Source organism: Prevotella sp. RM4 (assembly GCF_000701965.1).
GTDB lineage: Bacteria > Bacteroidota > Bacteroidia > Bacteroidales > Bacteroidaceae > Prevotella > Prevotella ruminicola.
On record NZ_JNKG01000002.1, the window covers coordinates 15701 to 28561 of the forward strand.

Consider the following 12861-nt stretch of genomic DNA (forward strand, 5'->3'; position numbering starts at 1 on the left):
TTTTATAACTTTACAGTTGATATGTCCACCAGCCCATTGACTATTGCATAGATGGTCAATCCGGCTGGTGAATGTATTTGTAGCTTGCGGGCTATGTTGCGGCGGTGGGTAATCACCGTGTTGATTGATATACACAAGTGATCGGCTATCTCCTTGTTCGACATACCCTGCACCAGCGAAATAATCACATCCTTTTCACGGTCGCTCAGCGCGTCGGGATTCTGTGCGGTGGCATTGCCAAACACCATACCCGAAATGTTGCGTGTCACGTCCTGCTGCTTGGTAATCTGCTCCAATCGGCGGATGGCAGGCACAAAAATATGGTCCTCAACCATCGCGTGCTGGCGCAACCAAACCTCGTTCTCGTAAATATCGTGCAGTGTAGCGGTAAGCTGGTTGTTGTGCAGTCCGTCCTGTGGCAGATATTTAATAATCAGCAGTTTCAGCTCGCGCAGTTTCTTGTCGGTAGCACCGTGGTGCTTCGAGAATGTCTCTACGTTGTAATCATTGGCAGGCTCGCCATCTATCAGCTGCTGTACGTAGGGGAACAAGGTTTTCTGCTCGTACTGCATGTGGCGACGTATTTCGTGGGCATACTCATCGTAGAATTTCAGTATCAGTCGGCCCAGCGAGTCGTTCTCGTCCAGACTCTCGCTCAGCTCTCTGCGAATGTAAGGCAGCTGGAACTCCAGAAAATAGGCATGGCTGGCCTCCAGATAGTGCAGCAGGGTGGGCACGCTGATCTGTTCGTCGTTGTCAAACTCACCATAACCGTTCATGGCGAAGTTCACCACTGCCAGGAATGTGTAGGTGTCCACATCATTGTCCTCGCAGGTTTCGCGTACCGTCTTATCTCCAAAACCCAGGTTTATGCCAAAGCTTCCAAGTGCCTGCAACAAATCGTAATTATCGCGGATCAGTGATATCATTTTATCGTCCGCTTCATACATCTTCTGATTCTTCATTTCCTTACCTGTATGCCTATTAATGATTACGGGTGCAAAATTAATACTATTTTTTCATATATACAATACTTATTATTAGGTATTTTTTTGTTGCTTGCTGCACGTTTCTCAATTATTCTTCGTACCTTTGTGCCCAAAAGTAAGTAACTATATGAACCAGAAACTATCTCACATAGATTTCGAACAGGCTGGGGCCGACGTGTTCTGTTTTGATAACGGAACCCAGGTGCGCGAGTATCATGCCATCATTCGCGTGCAGCAGGCGTGCCTTCCGTTTGCCCAGCAGGTCGAGGCTGTGCTGAATGCCTACAACAGCTTGCTGGCCCAGTTGCCTGGTGCGCAAGCCGTATTTAAACGTTATTTTTTAAGCGATGCAGCCAATCAGGCCGACGCTATAGTAGTAAACGATGTTACCGACTGTGCCAAGAGCATTATCCAGCAGGCTCCTTTGGATGGTACCAAGGTGGCGCTGTGGGTGTGGCTCATGACCGATGTGCAAACCTCTATGACGCAGAGTGAGCTCTACGAGGTTAGTCACGGTCAGTTCCGCCACCTGTTTAATGCCTCGGCTCATAACCTGGCAGCCAACTCCGAGTACCAGATGCGCCTGCTCTTCAACGAGTATATCATGCAGCTGGCCCAGGAGCGCTGTACGCTGGCCGATAACTGTATCCGTACCTGGCTGTTTGTCAACGATATCGACTTGAACTACGGTGGTGTGGTACGTGCCCGCAATCAGGTGTTCTTCACCCAGGGCCTAACTGTCAATACCCACTTCATTGCCTCTACCGGTATCGGTGGTCGCCAGCAGGATCCTAATGTGCTCGCCCAGATGGATAACTATGCCATCGCTGGCGTGCGCCCCGAACAGGTGCATTATCTCTATGCGCCTACCCATCTTAATCGCACCAGCGACTATGGTGTATCATTCGAGCGCGGCACCATGGTAAGCTATGCCGATCGCCGCCATGTATTCATCTCAGGTACCGCTTCTATCAATAATAAGGGCGAGGTGATGTATCCCAACGATATCGTGAAACAAACCCAACGTATGTGGGAGAATGTCGAGGCACTGCTGGTCGAGGCCGATTGCAATTTCGACGATGTAGCCCACATGATAGTTTATCTGCGCGATGTGGCCGATTATCAGCTGGTGCGCAGTCTCTATGCCGAACGGTTCCCAGGCAAACCCTGTGTCATCGTTCATGCGCCGGTGTGCCGCCCCGGGTGGCTCATCGAGATGGAGTGCATGGCCGTTAAGGCCGTGTGCTTGCCCAACATGCCTCAGTTCTAGTAGCCTTTTAGCATGAAACCCCTTCGCTTGGCCTTCAAGCTGCTGGCAGCCTTCCTGCTGCTGGTAGTATTGTTGGTGGGTGCAGGCGTGGTGTTGGTAAATACCAAGGCTTTCCAGCAGCGTGTGCTGCGGCAAACCACCCAGATGCTGAGCGAGCGCCTGCAAACGCAGGTAAGTATCGATAGTGTTGATATCCGCTTTATGGCACAGCAGCTGCGCCTGTACGGACTGCATGTAGCCGACCAACAGCAGCGCCCCCTGCTCACTGTCCGCCAGGCCGGGGTAGATGTAGATATCAGCGAACTGCTGGGTATTAAGTTTACCATCAAGGATGTCGAGTTGTCGGGGGCCCGCGCCCTGTTGCTCAAGCCCTCAAAGGATTCGGTATCCAACTTCCAGTTCATCATCGATGCCTTTAAAAAGCAACCCAAGGCCAAACGTGATACCACTGTGGCGCCCCGCAAGCGTATCCAGTTCGATATCCACAGCGTGCGCCTGAATGATATCCAGGTAACCTATAATCAGCTGTCGTTGCAGCTTGCCCAGGCCCTCATCAAGGGGCGCAAGGGTAAATATCAGGCGCAGGCCCAGTTGCAGCTGGCTACCGATAATCACAAGCCCCGCAAAAATGCAGGCAAGCCCAAACGCGGATTCTTCGATGTAGGTCATCTCAATGTCACCTGCCATTTCAAGGCCGCTATCGATGCCACCGAAAAGGACACCCTCCGCTTCAATCTCTCTGAGTTGCAGGCCCGCGATTCCATCACCGGCATCGATATCCGCAACCTGCAGGCCCAGGTGCGCTTGGCAGGTAAAAAGCTGCTTTTAAACAATGTGCAGGTACAGCAAAAGCACACCCAGCTGCACATCGCCCATGCCGCTATGCAGTTGCCCAGTAAGCGCGATAGCATCCCCCTCAGTTTCAGCACAGGCCCCATCGCTGGCACCGTTTATCTCCAGGATATCTCGCGTGCCTTTGCCCCCGTGCTCAGTAAGTTCACGCTGCCCCTCCAGCTCAGTTGTACCATGAGTGGTAATCAGGATGTGCTCAGCTTCCGTCAGGTAAAGGTTGGCACCGCCGATAAGCGCCTGTCCATCGCTGCCACCGGCGATATCACCAACCTCAAGAGCAAGGAAAAGCTCACTGTGCTGTTCCATGTCAACCGGATGACGGCCAAGAGTGGTATCAAGGAGCGCATCATCAGTCAGTTCCCCGTTAAGCGCCTCATGATGGCGCAGCTGCATAACTTAGGTAATATCAGCTATGTGGGTAGTTTCCGTGTCATCCGTAAGGAAGAGCGCTTCTGGGGTACCCTTGGCACCGCCGTGGGTAGTCTTAAGTTCCAGTTCTGGCTCGACGAGCGCAACAAGTATGTCGTAGGTAATGCCAGCACCCGAAAGTTGCATTTTGGTAAGGTCATGGGCATGAAGGATGTCGGTCCCCTGGCAGCCAAGGCCGATTTCAAGATTGATATCAGCAAGCCCCGCACCGCCGCCATGCGTCGCAAGTTAGGTGGCAAACTGCCTATAGGCGCTGTTAATGCCACCATCGATGATTGCAGTTATAAAGGCGTTCATGTGCGCAATGTGGCCGTTATTGTAAATAGCAATGGCGCTGAGGCTACCGGCGATGTCATCCAGCGTGGCAACTGGCGTGATATCTCCTGCTCGTTCTCGTTTACCGATACCAACCAGATGCACAAGCTCAAGGTAAGTCGCGGTCGTATGAAGTTTCATAAGATGAGCGACGAGGCCAAGCAGGCCAAACGCGAGCGCAAAGAGGCCCGCAAAGCCGAGCGCCAGGCCAAGCGCGAAGCCAAGAAAGCCGAGAAAGCCGCCAAGAAAGCCGAGAAATCAAAGAAAAGTCGTTTTTGTTTTTTTAGCGCCAATTACTTGCAACTTTCAAATATCTTTCGTATATTTGCCCCAATCTAATCGTTAACATATTATTTATACTAAAACTAAAAGCTTATGAAAAAACTATTATTACTATTGTTGGCTATGGTTGCTTTTAGTGCAACGGCCGATGCGCAGGGCTTTCTGAAGAAGCTAAAGGATAAAGCCCTCGAAAAAGCAAAAGACAAGATTGAGAACAAGGTTGAGCGCACCGTTGATAAGGAGATGGATGCAGTGCTCGACGGTAAAAAGGGCCAGAAAAACTCGAAAGCTAAAAATCAGGCCGACGATGCCGAAGCGGTCGACGACACCCCCGATGCCGTAGGTCAGAACCAGAAGAGCGACTTTGTTCGTGGTAGCGTTATTCTGTTCCAGGACGACTTCGCTACCGAGCAGATGGGTGAGTTCCCCTCAAAATGGGATGTTAGTGATGGTAGCTTGGAGACAGCCTCTATTAATGGTAAGAAGTATGCGCACAGTAATGCCCCCGACTCACGATTTTCGCCCCTGATGGAGAATATGAAGTCGTACCTGCCCGATGTGTTCACCCTCGAGTGGGATGAGTTCTTCTGTAAGGCTGGCGATATCCCCGATTTCCCCTTCGAGTTCCAGTTCCTTGATGCAAGTGGCAATCAGACGGGCCATATCTATCTGCGCTATCGCCCAGGCAATCCCGATTGTTACGGCAACTATACCTTTAAGAAGGGTGGTGGTATCGATCAGAATGTTGGTGGCAGTATGGATTGGGATCATTTAAAGCAATACACCAAGGTTGGCCAGTGGAATCATTTCGCCATCTCGTTCAACAAGCGTGCTTTTAAGTTCTACCTCAATGGCACGCGCATCATCAATCTGCCTAATGTAGCAGCCCCCGCTCGTTTCGAATTCATTATCCAGGACGAGAATCCCTATCGTGGCGTTGCCAATGTGGTGCTTGCCAAGGGTGCAGTAGAGCTCTATCAGCGCCAGGCTACCGATCTCTCAGCTGTTGAGAAAGCCATCGCCGAGACGGGTAAGTTCGTCACCAATAACATCCTGTTCGAGACGGGCAAGGCTACCCTGAAGCCCGAGTCGATGGAAGAGATTCAGAAGGTGGCCGACTATATGAAGAAGAACCCCAGTGTGCGTTTCGAGGTGCAGGGCCATACCGATAATCAGGGCTCCGATAAAATCAACGATCCCCTTTCGCAGCAGCGTGCCGAGGCCGTTGTTAAAGCCCTCGCTCAGTTAGGTTGCGACGAGTTTAACCTGCGTGCCGTAGGCAAAGGCAGTCACGAACCCGTAGCTGACAACAAGACCGATGCCGGCCGCGCCCAGAACCGCCGTGTAGAGTTTATTAAGAAATAACAAGTACCGATATGAAAAAACACTTAGTAATGCTGGCTGCCTTGCTCATGATGGGCACAGCAGGCGCCAATGCTCAGGGATTTCTGGGCAAACTAAAACAAAAGGCACAGCAAGCCGTTATCGGTAAAAAAGCAACTGCCGAGATAAGCGAGGCTGTGCAGGACGAGAGCGATGAGCCTGCCGACCCATCTAAGTTGGCTGTGGCCGCTGGCGACGATATCGTGCCTAAGCGTAAAACCCCTACAGTTACGTGGGATGGAACCTTTACCCCCTCATCGGCCTCGTCGGCTTCGGCTTTGATGGCCGAGCTGCCACAGTTGCCATCGGCCGAGAAGATGGCCCGCAGCACCATGGAGGAGCGCGATGCCTATGCACTTAAGATAGCCCGCGTTGTGGCCCGTGCCGAGCAGTTGCAGGAGGGTGCCAACGGCTGCTCCGATGCCGATATGGAAGCCCTGCGCCAAAAGTGGGAGCGCAAAGTGCAGGATATGTTTGGCCTTACCAAAGAGGAGATGGCTATCCTGAACGATGAGAACGCGCCCGACTCGAAGAAGGAGCCCATCCAGCAAAAAGTGATGGCTAAAATCATGGGTGGCAATGTTAACATGAGCGAGATGGAACGCTTTGAGAAGATGAGCGAGAAAGAGCAAGAGGCTTACATCAAGGCTCACCCCGATTTTGTACAGAAGATGCAGAAGATGGCCATGAATGCTGGCAACTTTAGCAAGCAGATGCAGCAAACTACAGGTGCCCTTACAGGCTATGAGGCTAAGGTGGGACAGCTGGCTCAAAACTTTGCTAAGGTGATTACGCGCGAGGCCAATCACGATTACAGTGCCATTGGCAAAAAGTACGATAGTAAGTTGCAGAAGCTTTACGAGCAGATATGTGGTATAGATGATGCAGCCAAGATTGATGCCCTTTATGATGAGGCCGATCAGTTGCTGTACAACTATCGTTTAGAGGCTGCCAAGGAGTATCGCGCCTCGCTGCTGCGCCTGATTTCCGAGCACAAGAAGTTTGCTGCCGAATATACCCGCTTGTCGCGTGAGGTGGTTGCCAGTGGCGATCTGCCAGAATGTGCCATCGGTCGTGCCGACCTGAATAGCGTGATTGCCGTGGGCAACATCTTAGACCAGGCCTATAAGGATCTGCCCGAGCTGCAGGCATCGCCCGTTTGTCAGGAAACCGTCTACGAACTGCCAAAAGGCTGGACATTTGGTGCCTGGGAGTGCCGTGGCTACATTGGTGGCGTAAACGATTTTAAATCACCTGGTGGCAACTGGCCTTTGTTGGCCCAGAACGCTGAGGCTGGCGAGTATGCAGTAGTCGAGAATGGCAAGTTCCGCAAGATTAACGAGGATGAGCTGAAGGCCATTAATAAAAAGGCCGATGCCCGACTGAAGAAGGGCGCTAATTCAGGCACTAACCCACCTTATGGTGTTTATAAGAGTCGTAGTGGCAAGCGCGTTGTAGAGTACTCTAAAACGGGCGAGATTATCCTGAATGGTATGACCACCTACGCTCCAGCGGCCTTCACTGCTAACCCCGATCGTTTAGAGTGGATTATCTTCGATGAGGGTAAGATTGTAAAGTGTACTTACAAACTGTAAAATGGTAGGTTTGCGCTATCTCATACTGTGGTTGCTGCTCTTTATGGGCAGCACCACTGTTTTTTCCACACGTTATCAAAAAGTGTTTGGTAGCGATTGGACCTCGGCAGCACGTTATGTGGCCGATCACCACGCCGAGTGGCAGCAGGAGTTTGCGCCCTTTGGTGTGGATGCACGTTTGGCCGAGGCTATCGTGTTTCCAGAGCTTATCCGCTATTCCATGTGGCAGGACGAGATAGAGCGAGCCGCCGTTAATGGTCTTTATGTTACCAAAGGCAGTCAGGGTGCCGACTTCTCTATTGGTCGGTTCCAGATGAAACCCTCGTTTGCCGAGCAGGTAGAGCAGGCGTGGAACCGTTCTTCGTTATCCAAGCAATACGGCTTTGTGTTCAACCTGCAGCCCAACAACCAAGCCCGTCGCTCGCGCATTCGCCGACTCTCCACCATGCAAGGCCAGTGCCGTTATCTGGCCATTTTTATCTTGTTACAACAGCAGCGCCATCCCCAGTTGTCCCGTTTGTCGCACAAGGACCAGGTGCGTTTCTTAGCCACCGCTTATAACCGCTCCTTTACCGCCTCCTATAGTCAGATACGCAAAATGCAGCACCACCGCCATTACCACACCGATGTTATCAAAACCCGCAGCACCCGCCTTTACTGCTATGCCGATATCGCCGTAGCGTATTACAATCAAATATAGAGCTCACAGACCATGCTGTGGGCTCTATCTCTTTTAATGGTTAATGGTTCGTGGTTGTTGTTCAACCTGCCATGCAGCTCGGCTATGCCGCTTGGCTTGTCCAAGAACTTGTGGCGCATCGGGGCTAAGCCCCGATGCACGATGTCGTGCCCAGGGCCGTTACAATCGCTGTAGCGATACTGGCAATCATCTGCACAATAAACTTCAATGTCTCTTTCTTTGTCATAGCTTTTAATGTTTAATGTTTAATGGTCAATGGTCAATGGATAGGGTGGGGCTTTCGCCCCAAACCCTTAGTCTCCGATGGGCTCATTATGGTTTCCACCGCCACCGGTATTGCCACCAGTGTTTCCGCCGGTATTACCACCGTTCGATGGCTGGTCGGGATCCTCGATATCGCCGCTATCACCGCTGGTCACACGTTTCAGCACTTTACCATCCTCGTCCAGACAGGTAATCTGGATGCTGGTATTCTTCAGCTCGTCCTTTACGTCCACGCTGGGGGTGAACACGATACGACGGGTGGTGATCAGACCAGTCTTCACATCCTCCAGCTCCTCAACAGCCTTACTGCGAACTCCGAATCGCATGGTACCCAGTCCTGGCAGGGGCACTGAGTGGCCCTCGGTGGCCCACGTACGGATTACTTCACCTGCAGCATCCCAAGCTGCCTTAATCACACCTGCAGAGATACCACTACGAGTGGCTGCGTCGCGAAACACCTTCTTCTCTGCGATTGCACTATACAGGTCGGGGCGCATAATGAAACGCTTACCTGGTTTGTTGCCGATTTTAAGCTCTCGGCGCTGAGCAATTACTTTAATCGCCATACTTCTAAAAATTTTAATGGTTAATGTTTAATGTTTAATATTTTCAATAATCTCGCTTTGTCGCCTTGGAGTGCAGGTTTTAGCCGCTATTAGTACTTTCAATTGTTACTATTAATGCGCGCAATTTCTAGATTTAATTCTCGCAATTTTTAGCCTTAATGCCGCTGCTCTTACTCTCTCAATTTGACAATGCAAAGGTACGAAAAATTCAGCACATATACAAGCGTTTGTTCGTTTTATTTTTAATTTATTTCTACATAGATTTACCACTACCGAGCACCTAACGTCCTAACGTTCTAACATTATGAGTTTTCTATTATCCCATCACCTATCAATACTCTCTATAAATATATATTATTATATTATATATTATAATATATAATATAATAATATATATTCTAATAAGCACGTTAGTTACTACCTAACAAAATACCAAATGTTAGTTTGTTAGGTGGTTAGATGGTTAGGTTGTATTAAATTATATGTTAAAATCTCGCCTGGTTGTGAATTGTTTCGATAATAATCTTTATTTTTGTAACTTACAATTGGATATCGTTGATATGTTAGGAGCAATAATAGGTGATATTGTGGGGAGTCGCTGGGAATTCAACCCTACTAATGACTACCATTTCGAACTGTTCTCGGATGAGAATGGTTTTACGGATGATACTATTTGTACCATTGCAGTTGCTGATGCAATTTTGCACGATTCTGCCGATTATGGCAGGTATATTCACGAGTGGTGCAGGAATTATCCTAATCCCAAAGGGGCTTATGGTGGTCGCTTTTCCGGGTGGATCCGTAGTGATAATCCACAACCCTATGGCAGCTATGGTAATGGATCTGCTATGAGAGTCAGTCCTGTGGCATGGGCATTTCATAGCATGGATAACGCTCTTAAAGCAGCTAAGCAAACTGCAGAATGTACACATAATCATCCTGAAGGCATCAAGGGTGCTCAGACTGTGGCACTTGCTATATGTAGAGCTCTTCAGCTCCGGAGACTGAATTCTAAGGCACGCGATGTTGTAAAGAAAGTAATTGCTGAATGTGTAGACTTCTCCGGATATGACATCAACTTACAAAAAGAGAAAGTTCAAAACAAATTTGATGAAACATGTCAAGGAACTGTACCTGTTGCTTTATGGATTATCAGTCAGAGTACAGACTTTGAGGATGCTATCCGCCGTGCTGTTAGTCTTGGTGCTGATGCCGATACATTAGGTGCTATTGTGGGTAGTATTGCAGAGGCTGTTTGGGGTATACCCGAAAACATCAGAACCACTGCACTTTCATATCTCGACGGCAGAATGAGAAAAGTACTGTCTGCCTGGAAGAGCTATGAGCAGATAAAAACGATCGGCATAAATACTTTTGTTGAGAAGTATATTGACTACTTCCTTAACAAATTCGCTCCAGATTCTCATGCATATTACGATTTGTTTGATTCGCCATCTTTTCCTGATGAGTGTTGGGGCTTAGGTTTCGATATGGATTGTGGAGAGAGTTTTATTGCTGCTTATGGCGAAGAAGCGTGGCGTTCTCACAATCAACTGTCATCGGTTATTGAGAAAGTTGACGATATAATAATCCTGGGTTCAGCGTTTTTCTCTCGATGGAGATACTTTAATCACTGGGCATATGGACATGCTACAGACAATGACAAGGAGTGGTTCCTAGCCATATTGCGACGTATGCAAGAACTTACAAAATAAATGGCAATAATTATGGATAAGAATGATTTACCAAAAGATTATATCCCATCTGTCAAAGACGCTGATTGTTTTATCGATTATTGGAAGAACTCAAGAGAGGATTCTGATCAGGAGGGAGCCTTGAATAAACTCTTCTTGGATATATGCAAATACAATGAATGCATAGAGGACATTCTGATTAAGAGTTCGTCGCTAAATGATTTCTATAGCACAAACATCTATGATATTCATGCTGTGGCTCAGCATATCCTATCGTTGCATATCGATGAGCGACTGGAAAAGCACGACTTGTCATTAGTTGAGGATATTGCAGATGTAAAAGAGATAGGTAAAAAGTACTATTCATTTGCCACAAAATATTGTAGCCATCATCAGCCAGATTACTATGCGATATACGACAGCTATGTAGAAAACGTTTTGGTGTCAATGAACATGCGGGATAGATTTGCTGACTTTAAGCGTGAAGACTTAAAGGATTATGGTACGTTTATGATGGCCATTAAAGCATTCCAACAGCGATATGGCTTGCAATGTTCTATCAAAGAATTGGATATGTATCTTTGGCAATTAGGAAAGTGGTATTTCAATCCATACATGTCTTTCTTATACTACAATAGAGAGGAGGATAATCCATTTTCCCCTGATGATATTAGAAGTAAGTTCTGGTATGGTGAGATGATGTTTGTTACCACTCATCAGAAAATCGGTATGTGGAAGCAAGAAGGCAAAGAGTGGCTCAAGACAGCTAATGATGATATAAAGAAGCTGGCAGAGAAATATAGTGCAGATCAGTTCGGATTGATAACATATATCGCATTCCAGTACAGCAAGTGGTATCCTTCAGATGAGCCTGAATGGATCGTTGAATATTAATTATGTAGCGGTTAATTATTGTTTAAGCGAGAATGGATAATCATAATATAATAGAAGACAATTTTCATCATTATGCTTATAATGATAAAGATGAGCTTGTTCATCTGACTAAAGGTATGGAAGTTATACGTGATGACTATAGGTGTATAGCTTGTGGTGAGACCATGCGCCCAGTTATGGGGGAGGTAAGAGATTGGCATTTTCGACATAAGACAGTAAATCCTGATTGTAACCATGAGAGCTATCTTCATCAATTAGCAAAAAAGATAATTAAGAAACGTTTTGATGAGAGTGAAAGTTTTATTGTTTCATATTATGTGAAAGAGGTATGCTCTAATTATAATAGTTGCAAAAAGCATTCAGAGGCATGTGTGAGGGATTATTTGAAACAAGTCGATTTAAAAGAGAAATACGATACGTGTGAGATCGAAGAAAAGGATTCCCATTTCCCTTTTCGGGCAGATTTAAAACTATCCAGCCATAATCATCCAAATAGGAAGCCGGTTTTCTTAGAAATAGCATATACGCACGACTGTGAGTCTGTAAAAATTAACTCAGGTATTCAGATTATAGAGCTTAAGGTTTCTGAAGACAATGATATTTCTAGTCCATTGAATGAAGACTTAGTGATGTTAGATTATACATCAGGAAACCCTTATCAATATGGCTATTTACCAAAGGTTAGGTTTTTCAATTTTAAAAGAGTAGAAAAATCAAGTAGCATATTCAAAAAGTGTGTTCAGTATCGCTACATAAAAGCCAAGCAAAGTCTTGTACAGAGGTTTTATCAATCCGATACTTTTTTTATACAATATAATGCTATCAAAAAATGCCCCAAATATCCCGGATGCAAGTTTGCATGTGACGAATGTAAAAAACAAGAAATAACAATAAGAAAAGATTTAAAAGAGGTTTATGATATTTGTATGGAAGATGAAAATGGTAATCTTGTATTAATCAAGCAGAATTCTTCCGTTCCATATACTACAATCAAATGCTCTTTTGAAGGCAAGGCTAGTTATGAAGCTAGAGGGCAAATTATAGAACTTCTTAATTATTCTGATGCAGAAAAACCATTAACGGAAGATCTGTTGAATATAAATGTGGAGTGTCCAAATAATCCATATGATAGTGTTTTTCGGCCAAGTGTCCGTTTTTACAATTTTGAAAGGGTGGTTTGTGAAGAGTGTACAATTAAACTTAAAAGATTTGTGTTGACAAAAGATGGTGGCGAAACTGACTACAAATTATTAGAAGATACTGATTGCCGTCATATTGACAACTGGCCGGATAATGCTATTTATGGTCTTGTTGTTCCAGACGTTTTTACTTCGTCCTACAACCTCATGACTTATGGATTGATGAGAGCTTTTGTAAATGGCTATAAGATATACGATTGCCGTTTTTGTAAACATTGCATGGAAAACAGAGGAAGATGTGTTCACTATGGGTATAATATACGTGATTTAGTATCAAATAATGAGATAAATAGTATAGAAGAAAGCAAGAAATGTAATGGTTTCCAAATAGATATTTCTATGTGTAAGCAAATTGTTGACCTTTACAAGATTCCTACGATTGAGTGGAAAAGATCATTTTCGCTTTAAAAACTTTGTAGCTTACAAATA

Annotated in this window: 11 protein-coding genes; 8 read left to right on the forward strand and 3 right to left on the reverse strand. The window is 46.5% G+C overall.

Annotated features, from left to right (window positions below; translation table 11 throughout):
* Positions 1-2 precede the first annotated feature (2 nt).
* A complete protein-coding gene (locus T499_RS0100595) occupies positions 3-965 on the reverse strand; it encodes a LuxR C-terminal-related transcriptional regulator (protein WP_033149363.1) in 963 nt (320 codons plus the stop codon).
* Between the two features lie 151 nt (positions 966-1116).
* Here T499_RS0100595 and T499_RS0100600 point away from each other — a divergent pair, with 151 nt between their 5' ends.
* From T499_RS0100600 to T499_RS0100620, 5 genes are read left to right on the forward strand one after another with little or no spacing between them, the layout of a single operon-like run.
* Complete coding sequence (locus tag T499_RS0100600; protein ID WP_033149364.1) at positions 1117-2259, forward strand: Rid family hydrolase; 1143 nt, start codon at positions 1117-1119, stop codon at positions 2257-2259.
* A 12-nt stretch (positions 2260-2271) separates the two neighbouring features.
* Complete coding sequence (locus T499_RS0100605; RefSeq protein ID WP_033149365.1) at positions 2272-4194, forward strand: AsmA family protein; 1923 nt, start codon at positions 2272-2274, stop codon at positions 4192-4194.
* A 36-nt stretch (positions 4195-4230) separates the two neighbouring features.
* The gene (locus T499_RS14900; protein WP_084162837.1) at positions 4231-5502 is read left to right on the forward strand and encodes an OmpA family protein; all 1272 of its coding nucleotides are present in this window, start codon (positions 4231-4233) and stop codon (positions 5500-5502) included.
* A gap of 11 nt (positions 5503-5513) precedes the next feature.
* Complete coding sequence (locus T499_RS0100615; RefSeq protein ID WP_157054452.1) at positions 5514-7115, forward strand: hypothetical protein; 1602 nt, start codon at positions 5514-5516, stop codon at positions 7113-7115.
* A gap of 10 nt (positions 7116-7125) precedes the next feature.
* Positions 7126-7815, forward strand: a complete 690-nt coding sequence (locus T499_RS0100620; RefSeq protein ID WP_157054453.1) for a hypothetical protein — start codon at positions 7126-7128, stop codon at positions 7813-7815.
* Between the two features lie 124 nt (positions 7816-7939).
* Here T499_RS0100620 and T499_RS14545 read toward each other — a convergent pair whose 3' ends face one another.
* Positions 7940-8041: a smalltalk protein gene (locus tag T499_RS14545; RefSeq protein ID WP_157054454.1), complete on the reverse strand. Its 102-nt coding sequence runs from the start codon at positions 8039-8041 to the stop codon at positions 7940-7942.
* A gap of 67 nt (positions 8042-8108) precedes the next feature.
* Positions 8109-8645: an HU family DNA-binding protein gene (locus T499_RS0100625; protein WP_033149367.1), complete on the reverse strand. Its 537-nt coding sequence runs from the start codon at positions 8643-8645 to the stop codon at positions 8109-8111.
* 482 nt (positions 8646-9127) lie between these two features.
* Between T499_RS0100625 and T499_RS15075 the strand changes: the two genes are divergently transcribed.
* The 3 genes from T499_RS15075 to T499_RS0100640 are packed head-to-tail and all read left to right on the forward strand — an operon-like array spanning position 9128 to position 12840.
* The gene (locus tag T499_RS15075; protein ID WP_369793340.1) at positions 9128-10360 is read left to right on the forward strand and encodes an ADP-ribosylglycohydrolase family protein; all 1233 of its coding nucleotides are present in this window, start codon (positions 9128-9130) and stop codon (positions 10358-10360) included.
* A gap of 12 nt (positions 10361-10372) precedes the next feature.
* Positions 10373-11233, forward strand: coding sequence for a hypothetical protein (locus tag T499_RS0100635; RefSeq protein ID WP_198021221.1), 861 nt, complete (start codon positions 10373-10375; stop codon positions 11231-11233).
* A 32-nt stretch (positions 11234-11265) separates the two neighbouring features.
* Positions 11266-12840 carry a competence protein CoiA family protein gene (locus T499_RS0100640; protein ID WP_033149368.1) on the forward strand — a complete coding sequence of 525 codons (1575 nt, stop codon included), beginning with the start codon at positions 11266-11268 and terminating at the stop codon, positions 12838-12840.
* The last annotated feature ends 21 nt before the right edge of the window (positions 12841-12861 follow it).